Annotated in this window: 18 protein-coding genes and 3 tRNA genes; 5 read left to right on the forward strand and 16 right to left on the reverse strand. The window is 38.2% G+C overall.

The genetic code is table 11. The features are described 5' to 3' along the window. Positions 1-20: 20 nt before the first annotated feature. The 9 genes from ABFY19_RS08675 to ABFY19_RS08715 form a co-directional block, all read right to left on the reverse strand. On the reverse strand, positions 21-803 hold the full coding sequence (locus tag ABFY19_RS08675) for an RDD family protein (RefSeq protein WP_418790279.1): 783 nt from the start codon (positions 801-803) through the stop codon (positions 21-23). Between the two features lie 151 nt (positions 804-954). Beyond that, positions 955-1890, reverse strand: a complete 936-nt coding sequence (gene ytxC, locus ABFY19_RS08680; protein WP_418790280.1) for a putative sporulation protein YtxC — start codon at positions 1888-1890, stop codon at positions 955-957. A gap of 164 nt (positions 1891-2054) precedes the next feature. Then, positions 2055-2540, reverse strand: a complete 486-nt coding sequence (locus ABFY19_RS08685; protein ID WP_418790281.1) for a nuclear transport factor 2 family protein — start codon at positions 2538-2540, stop codon at positions 2055-2057. Between the two features lie 130 nt (positions 2541-2670). Further along, a complete protein-coding gene (locus tag ABFY19_RS08690) occupies positions 2671-3024 on the reverse strand; it encodes an ImmA/IrrE family metallo-endopeptidase (protein WP_418790282.1) in 354 nt (117 codons plus the stop codon). Positions 3025-3224: 200 nt separating this feature from the next. Further along, positions 3225-3299, reverse strand: a tRNA-Val gene (locus ABFY19_RS08695). Between the two features lie 66 nt (positions 3300-3365). Further along, positions 3366-4574 (reverse strand): ABC transporter permease, encoded by a 1209-nt coding sequence (locus tag ABFY19_RS08700; RefSeq protein WP_418790283.1) that lies wholly within the window; start codon positions 4572-4574, stop codon positions 3366-3368. Further along, positions 4555-5340 (reverse strand): ABC transporter ATP-binding protein, encoded by a 786-nt coding sequence (locus ABFY19_RS08705; protein ID WP_418790284.1) that lies wholly within the window; start codon positions 5338-5340, stop codon positions 4555-4557. Before ABFY19_RS08705 ends, ABFY19_RS08700 begins: the two co-directional genes overlap by 20 nt. Before the next feature lie 143 nt (positions 5341-5483). After that, positions 5484-5615, reverse strand: a complete 132-nt coding sequence (locus ABFY19_RS08710) for a hypothetical protein (protein WP_418790285.1) — start codon at positions 5613-5615, stop codon at positions 5484-5486. A gap of 323 nt (positions 5616-5938) precedes the next feature. After that, positions 5939-6271 carry a helix-turn-helix domain-containing protein gene (locus ABFY19_RS08715; RefSeq protein ID WP_418790286.1) on the reverse strand — a complete coding sequence of 111 codons (333 nt, stop codon included), beginning with the start codon at positions 6269-6271 and terminating at the stop codon, positions 5939-5941. A gap of 159 nt (positions 6272-6430) precedes the next feature. On the opposite strand from ABFY19_RS08715, the gene ABFY19_RS08720 reads away from it, so the two are divergent. The 3 genes from ABFY19_RS08720 (at position 6431) to ABFY19_RS08730 (ending at position 8147) form a co-directional block, all read left to right on the forward strand. Beyond that, on the forward strand, positions 6431-6655 hold the full coding sequence (locus ABFY19_RS08720; protein WP_418790287.1) for a hypothetical protein: 225 nt from the start codon (positions 6431-6433) through the stop codon (positions 6653-6655). Positions 6656-6727: 72 nt separating this feature from the next. Further along, positions 6728-6949, forward strand: coding sequence for a DUF1657 domain-containing protein (locus tag ABFY19_RS08725; protein ID WP_418790288.1), 222 nt, complete (start codon positions 6728-6730; stop codon positions 6947-6949). 121 nt (positions 6950-7070) lie between these two features. Beyond that, entirely contained in the window at positions 7071-8147 is a 1077-nt protein-coding gene (locus ABFY19_RS08730) for a mechanosensitive ion channel family protein (RefSeq protein WP_418790289.1), read from the forward strand. A 39-nt stretch (positions 8148-8186) separates the two neighbouring features. Here ABFY19_RS08730 and ABFY19_RS08735 read toward each other — a convergent pair whose 3' ends face one another. Then, on the reverse strand, positions 8187-10193 hold the full coding sequence (locus ABFY19_RS08735; RefSeq protein ID WP_418790290.1) for a PAS domain S-box protein: 2007 nt from the start codon (positions 10191-10193) through the stop codon (positions 8187-8189). A gap of 253 nt (positions 10194-10446) precedes the next feature. Between ABFY19_RS08735 and ABFY19_RS08740 the strand changes: the two genes are divergently transcribed. Next, a complete protein-coding gene (locus tag ABFY19_RS08740; RefSeq protein ID WP_418790291.1) occupies positions 10447-12672 on the forward strand; it encodes a DUF2339 domain-containing protein in 2226 nt (741 codons plus the stop codon). A 2-nt stretch (positions 12673-12674) separates the two neighbouring features. Then, positions 12675-13988 (forward strand): DUF3999 family protein, encoded by a 1314-nt coding sequence (locus tag ABFY19_RS08745; RefSeq protein WP_418790292.1) that lies wholly within the window; start codon positions 12675-12677, stop codon positions 13986-13988. Here ABFY19_RS08745 and ABFY19_RS08750 read toward each other — a convergent pair. The 6 genes from ABFY19_RS08750 to ABFY19_RS08775 all read right to left on the reverse strand — a co-directional run bounded on the left by ABFY19_RS08750 (position 13962) and on the right by ABFY19_RS08775 (position 17529). After that, positions 13962-14147, reverse strand: coding sequence for a hypothetical protein (locus ABFY19_RS08750; protein ID WP_418790293.1), 186 nt, complete (start codon positions 14145-14147; stop codon positions 13962-13964). The two genes, ABFY19_RS08745 and ABFY19_RS08750, sit on opposite strands and share 27 nt — an antisense overlap. A gap of 88 nt (positions 14148-14235) precedes the next feature. Next, positions 14236-14409 carry a hypothetical protein gene (locus ABFY19_RS08755; RefSeq protein ID WP_418790294.1) on the reverse strand — a complete coding sequence of 58 codons (174 nt, stop codon included), beginning with the start codon at positions 14407-14409 and terminating at the stop codon, positions 14236-14238. 71 nt (positions 14410-14480) lie between these two features. After that, a complete protein-coding gene (locus ABFY19_RS08760) occupies positions 14481-15314 on the reverse strand; it encodes a hypothetical protein (RefSeq protein ID WP_418790295.1) in 834 nt (277 codons plus the stop codon). Between the two features lie 151 nt (positions 15315-15465). Further along, positions 15466-15554 (reverse strand) — tRNA-Leu (locus ABFY19_RS08765). 22 nt (positions 15555-15576) lie between these two features. Continuing rightward, positions 15577-15651 (reverse strand) — tRNA-Cys (locus ABFY19_RS08770). Positions 15652-15780: 129 nt separating this feature from the next. Next, positions 15781-17529, reverse strand: coding sequence for an adenosylcobalamin-dependent ribonucleoside-diphosphate reductase (locus ABFY19_RS08775; protein ID WP_418790296.1), 1749 nt, complete (start codon positions 17527-17529; stop codon positions 15781-15783). Between the last annotated feature and the right edge of the window lie 8 nt (positions 17530-17537).

Raw genomic sequence — 17537 nt, forward strand, 5'->3', positions numbered from 1 at the left:
ATCCTCATTTAAGAATTCGTTTACACTTTATATTCAGAAGCAGTGATTACTTGTGTTCCGGCAATATAATCACCAATCCTTCTTCCTTTGGGATTAGCGCTAACCATAATTACCTCAACAACTGTGTAAAGAATATTTATGCCCGGAATTAAGCAGAGAAAATTCCGCAAAAAAGACCTTCCCCTGCCGCAAGGCTTTTCAGTTCGTAGAGATACCACCATCAGTCCGGTCATTCTTTTGCCCCAACTGCGGCCTTTTCCTATCCCATCCCTGATAATCATGTAAGTAACAGCCAGTAATAACATAGCTGTTAATATAATAAGAATGACACCAAATCTTTCTTCATCAAAAATATAAATTGTACCAAAACGCATGTAATTCCCATACATAATTTCCAATTCGTTTTTGACAGGGCTGAAAAACAATACAACAAAAAGAGGAATCAAAGCAAATATGGAGTCGAAACAGTATGCAAAATACCTCCTGATAATAGAAACTTTGGAATAGTCGGCAGCAATATTCTCAGGCGGTCTATCCTTTCTTATTTTTGCACTGGCTTCAATAGATAATTGGTGTGGTGGCAAAGGTACTTCCCTTTCGAATGGCAAAACCGCGGGCTTTAACTTCTTTGAGCCGTATTTTGGAGGCGGCGGTGGTATCACCGATTCGGCTGTCTTATCGAAATAATTTCTATCATTGGATATATGTTGTTGTTTGGGTGGAGGAGGGAATGCCGCAGATGGAGGGGGCGGCGGAACAAAAACATTTTCTTCCCTTTCTTCAGCTGATGATTTTTTTTCCATTTAAAATCACCTTCTTTCAATATTTTTGATTAATAGAAAATTTTGACACTTTAATCATTTGACAAACACGATTAAGTGTCCTGTTTTTTTTTTAAAATTTCATTAAAAAACTTCCCTTTTCAAGGAAGTTTTTTAATGCATTTATTCTTTTTTATTGCTTTCTCTCCCGGTTACCCCTAGCCTTTTCGGCGTTTTCACAGATTTCACATCCATCACAAAACTTTACCCTGTCTCCAAACACACTCTTAATGGTGTCCGTAGCCTTAAGACAACTAATATCATTTTCCTTATAGTGAAGTATTACTCTGCTTGGCGCAATCGTGATTAATGCACTAATAAGCAAATCCTCGTAATTTATTTCAGATTCTCCCGTTTCAACCAAAAATCCGTCAAGATACTCACTGCTGATGTTATTATTATCTCCGTCAAGCAATTTATAGTATCCTGAAGGTTGTATCAAAACCTGAACTATTTCCAGCCTCGGTTCCTGTATTTCCACAAAATACTTCAGAAGTTTGATAAACTCTTTATATTCTTTTTCCAGCATAAAATCGTCTATTGCCTTATCTGCTGCATTATATATTTCTTGAAGATAATCCTTCAGCCTGAAACGGATAAAACCCTCAATAATCAGTCGCTCATTGGTATGAAGATACTCAATAAGCCTTTGCATTACCAGAGCTTTTCTGCTTAAGTAGTGCACAAATGCTTCATCATTAGGATCGGCACCATGGTTAAGATGGTTTAGCCCAATATCATAGATTACTTCCTGTTCTTCAGGCAAAAAATAGTAGTAGTTGTTTCGGATGATATTTTTTAGCAGGGCCTTTTCCCAATAATTAAGAATTATTTCCGAAACAACATTGGCAATATAATGTTTGAAAATTGAGCGTGTTTCTTCCTCTGAATAACTTGAGTTTCCATAATCAGCAATATTATACCCTAAAAATGTTAAACCCCCAGTTGGGGGAGACTCTTCCAAAGATATCTTTATACCGTCGTTTTGCAGCATAGCAAACTCTGTATCCAACTTACTTTTAAGCAGTTCTATATTTTCTCTGGCTCCAATAGAAAAGGATGCTTGCATTGTTTCACCCCCATTTGCTAATAGTATATGAGAATTTTTTTTTTTGTATACAATACAATATCTGAGGATGGTTTTAGGCAAAAAGCAAAAGGAGCATACCCATAATTTACTTATAGGTAGCCCCCTTCCATATTCTTCATAAAACATTATAATCATTATATCAATTAATCTTTCTTAGCAAACATATTTGCTGTTATTTTACGTTTTTCAGGATTTTTTCTTGGCCATGTTTCTTCATAGGTACGATTGTAGCCAATAAATGATATTACCCATTTGTCATTAATTTTTTTATACTCAATGGTATAAATAGCACCACCTGTAAGTCCCGTATCATAATCTGTAACAACAAGTACATCATGAAGATACATGTAAGCCTTAGCGGTTGTATCACTTGTAATATCAATTTCCGGTGTATGACCTTGGTGCATTGTCAATTGTGTAGGCGGCATGTTTTTTCTAAAAAAATCAATCGTTTCATCACGATTTCCGAATGATAATTTACCATCAGAATATGCAGTTTTTACATCTTCGGCAAAGCATTCTTTTAGCTCTTCCCACTGCTTACAATCCAAACAGCGAAAATAGGTTCCCATTAAATATTTGATAGCTTCAATATCCTCGAGTCTCTGTATCCTTTGTTCTAAGGTCATAACAAATTCCTCCATTCTATTTTTTAGCAGATAGGAAAGTTTAAATTTTATCCTATCTGCATAAAAAAGGCTCGGCTAAGCCTTTTTAATTATTATATTTAGTACATCCCAGTTTAACACCCTTATTTTATCATTTTTGTATGTTTAATGTAACCTCTTTCCGTAGATTCTTTTTAATTTTTGTTATCAATATCCTTGCATACTCGTCTGCTTCTGCTTCCATTTTTTCATCCAATTTCCCACCGTTAGTGAGTACATTGTAATTTGAATTTTTATGAAGTGCTGAATGCCCCAATTCATGGGCTAAAGTAAAATTCCTTTTATTCCCTGCCAATACCCTGTTTATTGCTATTGCATCAGTTTTGTTTTTTATGTAAAACCAAAATCCATCAATTTTATTTGGCAAATCAACAAAATCTAGAAAAATACCACGTTGATTCGCAATTTCAAGCAATTCTTGATAAATCAGGTTTTCAATATTCATTTTTACCCTCCTTGTTCTTCTAACCCATTGAAGTACAAGTATCCATAGGTATTCTCCAAGTTTTCCCCCTTTTTAAGTTTTTAATTCACCTGTTTCTTTAGGGCAAAAAGTAAGAGGCGTGCCCATAAACAATCATGGGAACACCCCTTTTCGCTATTAAAAAAGGCCCTCATTTAAAAAAGAGAGCCTTACATTTTCAATGGTGGGCGAGAGAAGAATTGAACTTCCGACCTCTTCCGTGTCAAGGAAGCGTTCTCCCACTGAACTACTCGCCCACTAAATTTTTATTTATTTGCACGTAATATTATTATATATATTTTAAATATAATGTCAAGGTATTATCATTCATACCTTAAAGCCTGAATAGGGTCTAGCAGCGCTGCCTTCCGCGCTGGATAAATCCCAAAAAACAAGCCTACAAGCAAAGCAAACATAAACGCAGTACTTACAGACCAGGGAGAAATTACAGTCGGTAAACTGGGGATTACCTGATCAAGCAGCCGAGCTCCCAAAAAACCGGCTGCAATACCCAACATTCCTCCCATAGCGCTAATAAATATTGATTCCAGTAAAAACTGGAACATGATATCTCTTGGTTTTGCTCCCACTGCCTTCCTGATACCGATTTCACGGGTTCTTTCCGTAACTGTTACCAGCATTATGTTCATTATACCGATACCACCTACCATAAGCGAAACCCCGGCAATACCCCCGAGCATACTTGTCAGGGTCCCCATAATCCCCTCGAAAGTATTCAAGATATCTTTCTGTTCACTAACCACAAAATCATTCTTTTTATGTCTATCAGTAATAATTCTCCGGGTTTCTGCAACTGCAGTACTTACCAAATCCGGACCGCCAGCCTGTACAAACATCATATTGACCTGGTTTGTATTGAGCATTTCTTCGGCCACAGTTATTGGTATAAAAACCCTGTCGTCATTATCGATTGTAAGGGTAGGGCCTTTTTTTTTCATAACCCCAATGACCTCAAAACCGACTTTATTTAAAAAAATTGTCTTGCCTACAGGATTTTCCTTGTTAAATATTTTTTGGCGCACGGTATCACCAATTACAGCAACATGTCTATACCCCCTGATATCTCCCATCGTAAAAAAAATCCCGGCAGATAGCGGCGAATTACGAACTTCTCCATAACTTTCAGTGGTCCCGCTTAGAAGAGTAGCTTTCGTCTTACCTTGATATTCAATATTGGCCCCACTTTCTATTAAAGGGGCCACACTTTTTACCGCTTCTGAATTACGTTCCACAGCAAGAGCATCCTCATATGACAGCTCGCTGACCGCAGACCCCATTGAGCTGGCATTCATGCCAACTGCACCTTTACCCGGAGTGACCAGGACCAGATTGGAGCCAAGGCCCTGGATTTGGTCAGAAATTGTTGATTTAACTCCCTCACCAATGGAAACCAGAGTAATAACTGATCCGACACCTATAATAACCCCCAGTATAGTTAACAGTGACCTCATCTTGTTTGATATTAAACCGGAAAAAGCTATTCTCAATGCTTCAGATATTTTCAAAACCATCCCTGCCATTTCGTTCATGTGGTTTAGCAAAACCTAACATGCCAAGTTTTGTTTCATAAGGAAGTATCCTACTATCTTTGTTGGTATTGGTACTGGCAACGTCAGAAACAATCTCCCCATCTCTGATGTAAACTATTCTGCGCGTCTGAATAGCCACATCACTGTCGTGTGTTACAATAATCACTGTAACTCCAATACTGTTCAGAGTATCAAAGAGCCTTATGATTTCAGTTCCGGACCGGGAATCCAAATTGCCGGTAGGCTCATCTGCCAAGAGTACTGCCGGATGATTAACCAACGCTCTGGCAATTGCCACTCTCTGTTTCTGACCTCCTGAAAGTTCGTTTGGGTAATGATTCACCCTATCCTTGAGACCTACAACTTCAAGAAGTTCCATAGCTATACTATGTCTTTTGCCGGGAGAAATTCCTGCATAAATCATAGGAAGCTCCACATTGCGCAACGCAGTGGATCTTGAAAGCAGGTTGAAATTTTGAAAAACAAATCCTATATACTGATTTCTCAGGCGTGCCAACTGATTGTCATTAAGATGGCTGATGTCCCTTCCTTTAAATTTATAAATCCCGGAAGTGGGACGATCCAGAAATCCAATAATATTCATCAAGGTTGATTTACCTGAACCTGACGGGCCCATTATTGACAACATTTCACCTGAACCTATTTCCAGATTTATGTTTTTCAAGGCTGAAACCCGGTTATTTTTAAGACCGTAAATTTTGTACATATCAGATAAGTGTATAATCATTTTTTCTCCGGCTGTTAGTTTCTTTTTCGTTAGTTTTACCTTAACCCACACTCTTATTCAATAACAAGATATTTAAAGCGGCACTTCCTCAGCAGGCAAAAAAAACCTTCCTCCCTTAAAGGAAAGAAGGTTAAGTAAAGGACTTAACTAAGGATTATCTGTTCTTCGATTATTGGTGTGGGGCACAATTCATCAAAAAAGCTGCCTATCTGACCTTGACATCCGTTCTTGAAGTCATCACACTGTTCACAATTAATACAAGCTTCTTCACACATATTTACCCCTCCTTAGACTATTCCTCCCTTTCCTTTTATTTAAAAAAGAGCCCCTGCACACAGGGCTCTTTTGGCCTCTCAATATTGTTATATTTTTCACAATTTATACTAACCTTTCTTATTTTATTTTATTTCTTTTATCTATAAAAGTCAAAAGTAAAGAAATAAAAAACCCACCCCTGTGGGGTGGAATTAAGGGATTTTAGAAGAATGAGATTCTCCTGCTTATATTATCGCCAATTTTAACCTAAATATTAACTGGTATATAAATCCATATCGTTAAAAATTCAAGGACTGTTTAATTTTTTCTAACAAACAGTCCCTTAATCCTTTTTATTATTATATTTAATAATCGTTTTAGTAACTTCAATAACTGTTCTTATTTCTTCTTCCGATTTCTCGCGCACCAGGAAAGCCAGCTCATCAACAAGAGATTTAGGTGCAATCTTATAGCTGTCTGTTAACAATTGATCTACCGTGACACCCAATGAATTAGCAATATTTATGATTGTTTCCAGACTAGGTTTTCTCTCGCCTCTCTCTATCTGACCAAGAAATGACACTGAAATATTCGCTTTCTCAGCCAATATTTCCTGGGTCATTTTATTGGCAAGTCTTTGTCTTCGGATTCTTTCACCCATCATTGTATAATTCATAAATCCAACTCCTTGTCAATAAATGTTACCATATTGGGGTATAATATCTTATCCCCACTGAGCGTTTTTTATTCTTGCCACAAGCGTTATTATGGTGTAAAATGTATTAAATAGTTATTTTTGGCATTGCTTGCGTTTTTAAGGAGTTGATATTTGTTTATGCAAAAAAATACTTCCCACTGGAAAATATTAAGACTGACGGTTTGCGGCTCTCAGGCAGGAGATTTGCTTGTCGAGTATTTTGGCAGCGAAAAATACAGGAAATACAACAAACAACCATGGAATTATATTTATTACTATGGTGATAAGACCCTGATTAATTTGGATGAATTTAAAGAAATATCTCTAAGATTCGAAGCCGAAGTAAGATTTAACATAATTTAACAGTATTCTATAAGTTTTTTGAGGAAAAAATACTACTGTCCCAAAAACAATAAATATCAGGAGGTTATTAATTTGACAGTAGGAGATAAAATGCATCAAACCCTATCAAGCTTGGAGGGTGCAGCAGCTAACCTGAAACAATTTGCTCTCGAAACCAATGATCAAAACAGCAAACAAATGTTTAACGACATGAGCGGTCAGGTTGAGACAATCTCCAATTCCCTTAAAGGGCGAGTCAACTATATTGAGCAGCAGGAACCACAGTACAAAATCAAGAACCAGCAACAACAATAACAGGTAACCTCCCAAAGAAGCCATTGCATTGCATAAGGCTTCTTTGACTTTTGGGAGAAAAAAATAAAAGGAATCCTCCTTTTACTGTCGTATTTGTTTAATAGTTTAGGAGGGAATGATATTGCTCGAAAAAATAAATAATATTCTATTGCCCGGATTAATCATTGACCTTTTAACCGCAGCTGCCATTTTGATATTTTTTCTGGTACTGAAAAACACTCTTGCTAACTTTATGATCAGAATTTTTTTGCAACTGTCTGGCAGAACAAAAACCAGTTTAGATGACCATATAGTAATGTCTTTTAAAAATCCACTGCGTTGGTTATGGGCTTTGCTTGGAATTTACCTAGCCTTTTTTTACCTGCCCTTAAGTCCAGAATATAATTTGATAATATCAAAATTTTTCCGTTCAGGCCTGATAATCCTAATTGCAACAGGATTTTATAATTTCACGGAAAGCTACGACCTGTTGCAAGATGATCTAAAAAAAATATTCGGACTTGAAATTGACAAAATATTGATACCTTTTCTATCGAAAGTTTTCAAAGTTGTTATTATAGCACTAGCTATGACTATAGTGGTCCAAGAATGGGATTATGATATCAATAGTTTTATTGCCGGACTGGGACTTGGCGGCCTAGCCTTTGCACTGGCTGCTAAAGATACGTTGTCAAATATATTTGGGGGGATCGTAATCATTACCGATAAGCCATTCTCAATTGGTGACTGGATTCATACCCCAAGTGTCGAAGGAATAGTTGAAGATATTAATTTCCGCAGTACGAAAATAAGGACCTTTGCTCAAGCCCAGGTTACCATCCCAAATGCTACACTGGCAAATGAACCTGTAACTAACTGGTCACGAATGGGCATTAGGCGGATCACTTTTAAACTGGGAGTTGCTTATTCCACGCCTCGTGCCAAATTGGAAATATGTGTGCAAAAAATCCGTTCCATGCTGGAATGCCATCCTGAAATTTATAAAGACTTTATCCTGGCAAGGTTTGATTCTTTTAATGACAGCAGTCTTGATATTTTTCTGTATTTCTTTACAAATACTACAGACTGGGCGGAATACCTGAAAGTAAAAGAAGATATTAACTTTAAAATAATGGAGATTTTGGAAACTGAAGGCGTATCTGTAGCGTTTCCGAGTACCAGTATCTACTTTGAAACACCTCTGCCAGAAACAAAATAAATTAAACAAGGCTGCCAAAACGGCAGCCTTACTAAGTATTCAATCTATATTGCTCTCCACTGCTTTGAAATATACAAAAAAGGTTGTCCCTTTCGGACCTGTGTCAAAATTAATCCAGGCATTATGCCGTTCCGCAATACTGTAGCATACCGGCAGCCCTAATCCGGTTCCTTCTTCTTTTGTGGTGAAAAAAGGAGTACCAATTTTATCTGTAAACTCCGGCTTAATGCCATTCCCCTGATCATGCACAGCAAAAACCACATTACCCTCATCCATATAAGTCTTTATAGTGACTCGGCCACCCTGAGGTGTTGCTTCCATTCCGTTGCGTACCAAATTTAACATTAGTTGGCGAATTTCCCGTTCATTTGCAGCTAATTCAGAAATTTGTCCTTTTTCAAAACTCAGCTTTTTTTCTCTCTTGATGGCATCTGCCTCCAGCAATGGAAATATAGCATCTATGATATTATTCATATTTTGTTGTTTCATTTTTGTGGCCTTATTTCGGGCAAGTGATAAAAACTCCCCTATGATTGAATTAGCCCTGTTCAGTTCTTCAATCATCAACTCAAAATACTCGGCAATATTACTGTCTACCCGGCCCTGAAGCAACTGAAGAAACCCCTTTACCGTTGTCATTGGGTTCCTAATTTCATGACTTATGCTTGCAGCCATTTGTCCGATAAGGTTAAGGCCTTCCAAGCGGGCCATCTCTCTTTGAAGCTTTATCTGTTCAGAAATATCCCTGGCAATTAAGGAAAACGCTTTAATCGTTCCCTGCGAATCTCTGACCGGTGTTACAGAAAGAGACACATCGACAATGCTGCCGTCTTTTCTGCATCCTGTAGCATTATATGGTTTTACCACCTCATCCTCTAACAGTTTTTTATTGATGGTCTTTACTATTTCATACTGGTCTTCTGTTGCTAGAATACTGACATGCTTGCCAATAACTTCTCCTGAAGAATAACCATATATTTCTTCAGCTCCGTTATTCCAGTTTAGTATAGTACCATTTGAGGAAACCCTAAAAATGGCATCCCGGCCATTTTTAATTATTTCGAGCAGTTCGTTTATATTCTTCTCAATTTTTTTAATTTCACTAATATCTTCAAAAAACCCCAATAAATATTTTTCGCCGCAAATTCCAACCAATTGGTAAGATGCCACTATATCCCGAATCTCTTGTGTTTTTGTATGGATTTTGGCATGGAATCCCTTAAAATATCCAAAACGTTCAATTAATTCTTCCGCCTTGGACCAGTACTCATAGTTTATTTTTAGCCCTAACTCTTCTACGCTTTTCCCTATTACTTCATGTTTGCTGTGACCGGTTATCTTTTCAAAACTTGTATTAATATTTGTATAAATGCCGTCAGCCCATCTGATCAGACATATTGCAGCCGGACTGGCGTTAAATACTAATGAGAAACGCTCTTCTAACATATGCAGCCGCAGATTATATCCGCCAAATATCTTGTTAGATGCAAAAATCAGCACCACAACGAATAAAAACCATATAATCAAAACAAATAAAGCTGTTTTAAAAGCCGATGCATATATTGTTTCTTTATTTGTATATGACCATATATGTCCAACGACATTTCCATTATCATAAACAGGATATGAATACCAGATAACATCCTGACCATTCCAGGCAATAGATTTAACTGGAGGGTTCGCGGCCAAAACTGAGTCAAGTTCTAATGAGTAATACCCCATACCAATTTCCGGGTATTCTTTTACTGTTTCATCTATGATTGGCTGAAGCACATCATGTAATATCTTAACCTGTACCTGAGATGATTTCCCAACAACTCCCTTTTCCTTTAAAATATCTGAATAACTATTTCCTATTGCGGCATTTAGTAACCCCACAATTTTGTATAGCTGTTTTTCCTTTTCACTTTTAGTCACCCTCAGTGTACTCGCAGGAACTGCAAATGCAATGAAAATTGCAGGGATAAGGGTCAGAATAATTGCCCCAAAATATATCCTCCTGGTTATCTGTTGTGGTAAAAACCGGGAAAGAAGTCCTGCTTTCATTAACAGTAGCCACTCCTAATTATGAAATTACAAAATTTGACCTTTTCTATTATAAGATTATTTAGCTTGATGAGTCGTGAAAACAGTGTCGATTATAAGAAGTGGATTATTGTCGATGAAAACAGAAGAAGATAGATTTATGTTCTTATAACACATAGAAAAAGGTTTATACCTTACATATACTTGAAGAACTGTTTCTGCTATAATTAACTTTAAACAATTGCATCACTAAGCTATTATAAGGGGGCGTAATATGGATACCCGAGATAAAAAATTACTTAATCTTGAAGAACGGGTTCAATCCCTTGAGAATGAAAACAAAAGTTTGCTGCACCGTGTTTCTGCCCTTGAGAACCGTACCGAAACTATAAAGGCGCCGAAATCTCCTAAAACTATTCAACATTCGGCAATGCCAAACTTGGTAAAAAGACTGAAAATGACAGATGGATTAACTGCTGAGCTTACAGAATTAAAAATTGGGGGAACCCTGCTGAACCGGATAGGAATAGTTGCATTCATATTTGGTTTAGGCTTTTTTCTTAAATACTCCTTTGATAACAATTGGATTGGACCAACAGGACGTGTTGTTATAGGTATCGTGGCCGGAATACTTTTGTTGGCAGCAGGAGAATATGGCCAACGCAGAAAATACAAAATTTTCTCCCAAGGACTGACCGGAGGCGGAATTGCCTCTCTTTATTTTTCGATATTTGCGGCATTTTCATTTTACCACTTGCTTGGTCAGACCATAGCTTATGGTATTATGATTTTAATAACCACGGCGGCTGTCCTGCTGTCGATTCGATATAACTCGTTTGCTACAGCATTGCTGGGCATTGTCGGCGGCTTCCTGACACCTTTTTTCTTGAATACAGGTACACCTAACGAGGTAGGCTTATTCACATACATTGTTTTTCTGAACTGCGGCATCTTAACCCTGGCCGCTTACAAAAACTGGCGCATAATCAATATAATAAGTTTTGTTTTGACCTTTTTAATTTCTGTTATTTGGGCTTCGTCCCCTGATTCTGTAAATCACATCTGGATAAATCAGATTTTTTACACCATATTTTTTGTGATATTCGCATTGGCAGCGGTCTTTTATAATTTCATAAACCGCGTCCAGACAAGAAATGATGACCTTGTCCTTATAATTGCCAATGCGGTTGTCTTTTTCGCTCTGAGTTTCTTTAACCTAAAACAGGATTATAACGACTATATGGGTCTTCTTCCTTTTCTAATGGCTCTCTTCTATTTTATACTGGGTTATTTGGCCTGGATAAGAAACAGAGAGGACCGTTTTCTTGTTATCAGCCTGTGGGGCCTTTCAATAGTTTTAATAACAATCACTATGCCTATTCAACTTGATGGAAAATGGATTACGGCAGCCTGGGCTGTCGAAGCAGCCGTCTTGCTCTGGCTTGGGATTTTTAACAAAAGTCATATTGTGAGAATGTTTTCTCTTTGCGTGCTGGCTATAGCGCTCTTACGCCTCCCTGCCGATTCATCAGTATATACGTATTGGTACCACGAGAGCAAGCTCTTCTATCCAATTTTTAATTTAAATATGATTCCCTTTTTGAGCTGCATTGCAGCAAGCTTTATTATGTCCCGGTTATATTACCGTAACATAAAGAACATTGCTTCATGGGAAAAAACAAACTGGATATGGCTTACTGTACTGGGGGTCATTTTTTCAGCTATCTATCTAAGTCTGGAAACATTTTATTTTTGTGGAAACTACTTAAATAAATTTAGCCAGACAGTTACTGCCAACGAAATACAAGTTTCGGTTACAGCGATAATCTGGTTTGCGGCAAGTATATTGTTAACTTGGTTTGGTTCCCGGAACCGCTTATTCGAACCCCATATTGTCAGTATTGGTTTGTTTGCTATTGGATTTTTTTTACTGATTGGAAGTCAAACAAAGTTTTATTTGTACTCAAACATACAGCTCCTGCCCGTTTTAAATGTTCGCGGAATTCCTTACCTTGCCGGAGTTATTACAGCTCTGTATACCAGTAAAAAACTCATAGGCTATCAAGGATTATCTCAAGATGTTCTGAAACCTTTGTCAGTAGGAGCTGCAGTTATAGCAAACATGATTGTTATGATTTATTTAAGCCTGGAAGTATATGGTTTTTATCATGCCTGGGGAGAAATTATTGGTCTGAAAAACAATATAGATAAAGCTGTCCAAATGACGTTATCTGTTGTTTGGACCCTATATGCTATTGGCCTGATGGCAGCCGGCTTCATCTGGAAAAGAAGCCCTCTCAGATACATGTCTATTATTATCTTTGGAGTAACTATTTTTAAAGTATTCTTATTTGACCTGGCCAACCTTGATACTATCTACAGGATAGTATCATTCATTGTTCTCGGCGGCCTGCTAGTGGTTGTATCCTTCCTTTACCAGAAATACAGGAACCGGATAATGTCCGCAAACGAACCAAATGAACAGAAAGGGGTAAAATAATAATGAAATGCCGCAGCCTGATATTTCTTAATATGATTTTAACGGCGGCAATTCTTGCCACAACAATATATTCCACAATGGCAGCTCCTGTTGAAGCAGCTGCAACAGCTTCGGTTGAGGCAGCATTTGCCCCTGATATGTGGCAAAAGTACTGTTTAATTGAACAGGGGGATACCGCGAAGGGTTATGCATTGATAGAGCTAACTCCTGCCATTTACAGCCTGGCCTCCTCCGACCTCCGCGATTTGCGGGCAGCAGCTCTGAAAGACGGCAGGATAGAAGAACTGCCGTATGATGTTGTAAGTTACGGACAGACAATCGTGCAAAAATCTCCTGTAGCGGTGATTAACCGGGGTGTCAATAAAACAAAATCTACTGCTACAGTATTCCTCGGTGAAAATGCAGGCCTGCATAATCACCTGGAGATTCGGACCGCTGACAAAGACTTTATCAAACAAGCTGCTATTGAGGGTTCAGATGACGGGGTTGATTGGGTCCAGCTTGATTCATCAGGAACAATAGCTGATGTAACCGCTTACGGCGACGGTTTTCGCAGAACCGGTGTTAATTATAGCCAGACAAATTACCGCTTCCTTAGGATTACCCTGACCGGGGCCGGAGACCCTGTAAGTATTGAAGGTGTTGATATTCTGTTCAAAAACCAGCAAAAAGCCGTAGAACGAAGCATAAAGCTGCAAGTAGTCAGCCTAAAAACCATAAAAAAATCCAAAGCAGAATCAATTATTTTGACCAGCGGTTTTAATAACCTGAAACTTCACAGTCTGGAATTTTCCGTAGTTGAACCGGCAGACTTCAGCCGTGATGTTAGTGTTTTCGTTAGTCAGGACAAAGAGAACTGGGTATTCGCGGGTGAAGGGAAACTGGAAATGTTGAGCCTGCCCCAGTCCAAACAGCCTAATCTTATACTCCCGATTGATTCTCAGGGATACCCTTACTTTGAAGTTTTAATCAGCAATGGCGACAACCCTCCCCTAAAAATATCGGAGGTAAAGGGCAGTTATACCCCAGACTATGTTTTATTTCCGTGTCAGAAGAAAGATTCATTTCGCCTTTACCTATCAAACAAATCAGCAAATGCTCCCAAATATGACCTGGTCAATTTATCTAAGAAAATAATGGCTGCCAGTCCCCCGGTATGGCACATCACGAACCCGAAAGATAACCCATCATATAAAGCTGCCCCTGTTCCTGAAAGTGAACAGCACAATTGGCTGCTTCCAGGAATACTTGCCATTATGGCAGCTGCTCTGGCGTTTCTTATCATAAAGTCACTGCCACATGTAATGAAAAGGTGAAAATTTTATATAATCTATTATTTTCAGACTTTTAGCTTTAGCAAGTTCTAAGCGGTCATTCAAAATTATGTTATAATCAATTCTAGGCTTTCTTAGTCCTAATTCCTTTAAGTAACGATTCTTTACTCTTTCAACAGTTTCTCTAGTAATTGCAGCCATATTCATCACCCCTAATAAATAAGTTATGAAACACCTAAGAATAGGATGAACAAATATGTTTATTATTATTATTGAAAAAAGAGCCTGATTAGGCTCTTTTTCTTTCCTCAATTTCTCTAACTAAAACTTTACTTTTCTGATTAGTAATTGTAACTCTATCTAAAAAGTCACTAGGTAATTCAACATTAAAGGTTCGAATGCCGCCATCTTTTTGAAATTTATTCTTCGCCTTTGAAACTTGCTCTTTTTTGATGATTCTCATAGCAATCACCACCCTTTTTTATTATAATACAGATACCATATTTTATCAATTATTTTAAATAAGTATTCATTTTAAATAAGTATTTGTTCTTCAAACTGTTGTAAGAGAACTATGATCAGGAACTGTTCAACCCCAATCAACACCTTTTCCTTTGAATAAATAACCACCAAAATTTTATTGTAATCAAGTAAAGCACTTTCATAAGGGATGAACATATAACTTGCAATGCCTTTAATATATAGATAAGACTTCATTGCAACTAGCTGACGCCGGCATTTTTGGAATTCATTTCCTATAATTCCAAATTCATTTGATTCATCAATTTCACCTTCTTCAAATATTTTAACTTCTATCGCCCAATCTTCCTGAGCATCAAAATAGTATTTTAGGAACTTTTCAAATTCTTCAATAATATCTACGGCCTCTGAGTTGTCAATTTTATCTCTTATTGGTTGAGTAAAGTGTTTTAAATCTTGATATAATTTGTACATGGCCCGTATTTTCTTTTCCAATTCATCTGTTAAACTAACTTGCTCACTCAGCTGATCAGACATGTCCTCTATCTGAGGCATCATCTTATTCCCAAAGAAATTAATTTCTTTAAATTCAACCGCCGAAACAACTAATAGATCAATTATAAATGCTATTAGAAATAACACAATAATAAACCATAATTCCGGAGCCAAACCAAGTTTATTGACTCCCAATGTTTGTATTCTGGCATTATCAAGGTTAGTAAGTAAAAATGCTGCACAAATTACATATAACGAATAATAAATTCTTTTTATGTGTATTCTAGTTTTCCTTGAAAAATCAAATTTGCATAAAACCATAATCACAGAATATGATAACAATATTATACCTAAAAAATATAAGCCTCTATAACTTACCAAACACCCAACCAATTTGCATCCCCCCGCCTAATGCCAGTTTATTCTATTTTTTCTATATTTACCTTAACATTCCTTTTAATGTTTAATGTTAATTATAAACTATTTAAAAAATACTTGAACCATGGCAAAAAATAAAAAAAGCCCGTCAAGGCTTGATTTCAAGTGGTGCCCGAGACCGGGGTCGAACCGGTACGAGGGTTAAGCCTCGCAGGATTTTAAGTCCTGTGCGTCTGCCAGTTCCGCCACTCGGGCATGACTAATTTTAAACATAAATTGGAGGCGGCACCCAGATTCGAACTGGGGATAAAGGATTTGCAGTCCTCTGCCTTAGCCACTTGGCCATGCCGCCTCGTAAAAAAAAATCCCCTTTATTTGTTTTATCTGTCCCAGTGACATCTAATATATTAACATAAACAAAATATCAAGTCAACTAGGTTATTACTGAAATTGACTGGCACCAGTGGTAAATAAGCACACCTTATTCCGGGCAGGTATAGCACCCTGCAGGAGAAATAGCTTTATTCCCATCTTCAGAATCAAATCTTAATACCTGGTTTGACCGTGAACCGTTCCTGTATATTGTCAGCCCTTTAAGACCGGATTTCCAGGCCATAATATATGCTGACCTGATATCCTCAACAGCCGCCCGGGCAGGAAAATTAATCGTCTTGGAAACCGCATTATCTACATGCTTCTGAAAAGCCGCCTGGACCTTTATATGCCACTGCGGAGATATCTCAAATGCTGTAGCATATACCTTGCGCACATGTTCCGGAATACCTGCTATTCTTTCAAGGCTCCCTTTATGGGCCAGCTCCTGCATCAGGTCATTTGACCAGAAACCACGCTTTCTGGCCATCTCCTCAAAGCTCCTGCTGGAAATATAAACCCTCCTGCCTTCAAGGACTTCCTTAAAAAAGCTGAGACCAAACAACGGCTCAATCCCACTGGACGTTCCGGCCAGCATTGAAATGGTTCCTGTGGGTGCAATCGTAGTCACGGTGGCATTACGTATCGTCTCCCCCCTATAAATACTTTTATCAATATTAGGAAACGGTTCCTTCTCACGTCCCAGTGCCACACTTGTCTCCATTGCTTTCATTCTGATAAACCTCATCAGGACCTCAATCAGCTCAAGGGCTTCTTCTGAAGCATATGGTATCCCTAGATCAATCAGCATATCGGCAAAACCCATCACCCCAAGGCCTATCTTCCGATTGCCTTTTGTAATCTCTTCAATTTCAGGGAAAATGTACTTGTTCACATCAATAATATTGTCCAAAAAGCGCACTGCAGCAGCTATATCCTCAGCCAGCAGGCTCCAGTTTATCCTTTCCTGATATCTCTCCCCTGCCTTATTAAGGTATGCTGTCAGGTTAAGGCTCCCAAGGTTACAGCTTTCATAATCCAAAAGAGGCTGTTCACCACACGGATTTGTAGCATTCATTAGACCACACCCCGGAACCGTGTTAGCCTTATTGATATTGTCTAAAAATAGTATCCCCGGTTCTCCATTGGCCCAGGCAGCATAAGTCATTGCATCAAACAGCACCGCTGCAGATATGGTTGTGCCATTACTCTTACTGGTGCGCGGGTTTATCTGATCAATGTCGCCTCCATTAATAACCTGGTTCATAAACCTAGTATCAACACCAACTGAAATATTAAAATTTGTCAGGACATTCTCTTCTGCCTTCATATTAATAAATTCCAGGATATCCGGATGCCAGTAATCCAGTATGGCCATGTTTGCCCCACGGCGCATTCCTCCCTGTTTCACTGCATCTGTGACACAATTAAATGCCTTAATAAAAGAAACCGGTCCTGATGCCACTCCACCTGTAGATGTGACAATATCTCCCTTGGGACGGACAGGCGAGAATGAAAAACCTGTCCCGCCACCAGTTTTATGGACAAGGGCTGCCTTTTTCATTGTCTCAAAAATACCTTCCAGACTGTCGGAAATAGGAAGCACAAAACATGCACTAAGCTGCCCCCTGGATAGTCCGGCATTTGCCAGAGTAGGACTGTTGGGGAGAAATCGATGGCCTGCCATCACGTTGAAAAAAGTATCTTCCCAGTATGCCCGGTCCTTTTCCACGGCAGCTGCAGTCTTAGATACCCTGTACAGCATATCCTCAGGGGATTCAATTGCCTCACCGGCCGCGTTTTTTAAAAGATACCTCTGTTCCAGTATTCTTAAAGCATCTTCATTATAAATACCCATATTTGCCA

Source organism: Phosphitispora sp. TUW77 (assembly GCF_048453025.1).
Classification (GTDB): Bacteria; Bacillota; Thermincolia; order Thermincolales; family UBA2595; genus Phosphitispora.

What these genes read in the sequence shown, in the direction of transcription:
- ABFY19_RS08740 (WP_418790291.1), top strand. Translation starts at nt 10,447, where the DNA reads ATGGATACCCGAGATAAAAAATTACTTAATCTTGAAGAACGGGTTCAA.
- ABFY19_RS08720 (WP_418790287.1), top strand. Translation starts at nt 6,431, where the DNA reads ATGCAAAAAAATACTTCCCACTGGAAAATATTAAGACTGACGGTTTGC.
- ABFY19_RS08690 (WP_418790282.1), bottom strand. Translation starts at nt 3,024, where the DNA reads ATGAATATTGAAAACCTGATTTATCAAGAATTGCTTGAAATTGCGAAT.
- ABFY19_RS08715 (WP_418790286.1), bottom strand. Translation starts at nt 6,271, where the DNA reads ATGAATTATACAATGATGGGTGAAAGAATCCGAAGACAAAGACTTGCC.
- ABFY19_RS08755 (WP_418790294.1), bottom strand. Translation starts at nt 14,409, where the DNA reads ATGAGAATCATCAAAAAAGAGCAAGTTTCAAAGGCGAAGAATAAATTT.
- ABFY19_RS08775 (WP_418790296.1), bottom strand. Translation starts at nt 17,529, where the DNA reads ATGGGTATTTATAATGAAGATGCTTTAAGAATACTGGAACAGAGGTAT.
- ABFY19_RS08685 (WP_418790281.1), bottom strand. Translation starts at nt 2,540, where the DNA reads ATGACCTTAGAACAAAGGATACAGAGACTCGAGGATATTGAAGCTATC.
- ABFY19_RS08710 (WP_418790285.1), bottom strand. Translation starts at nt 5,615, where the DNA reads ATGTGTGAAGAAGCTTGTATTAATTGTGAACAGTGTGATGACTTCAAG.
- ABFY19_RS08735 (WP_418790290.1), bottom strand. Translation starts at nt 10,193, where the DNA reads ATGAAAGCAGGACTTCTTTCCCGGTTTTTACCACAACAGATAACCAGG.
- ABFY19_RS08675 (WP_418790279.1), bottom strand. Translation starts at nt 803, where the DNA reads ATGGAAAAAAAATCATCAGCTGAAGAAAGGGAAGAAAATGTTTTTGTT.
- ABFY19_RS08705 (WP_418790284.1), bottom strand. Translation starts at nt 5,340, where the DNA reads ATGATTATACACTTATCTGATATGTACAAAATTTACGGTCTTAAAAAT.
- ABFY19_RS08750 (WP_418790293.1), bottom strand. Translation starts at nt 14,147, where the DNA reads ATGGCTGCAATTACTAGAGAAACTGTTGAAAGAGTAAAGAATCGTTAC.
- ABFY19_RS08745 (WP_418790292.1), top strand. Translation starts at nt 12,675, where the DNA reads ATGAAATGCCGCAGCCTGATATTTCTTAATATGATTTTAACGGCGGCA.
- ABFY19_RS08700 (WP_418790283.1), bottom strand. Translation starts at nt 4,574, where the DNA reads ATGGTTTTGAAAATATCTGAAGCATTGAGAATAGCTTTTTCCGGTTTA.
- ytxC (WP_418790280.1), bottom strand. Translation starts at nt 1,890, where the DNA reads ATGCAAGCATCCTTTTCTATTGGAGCCAGAGAAAATATAGAACTGCTT.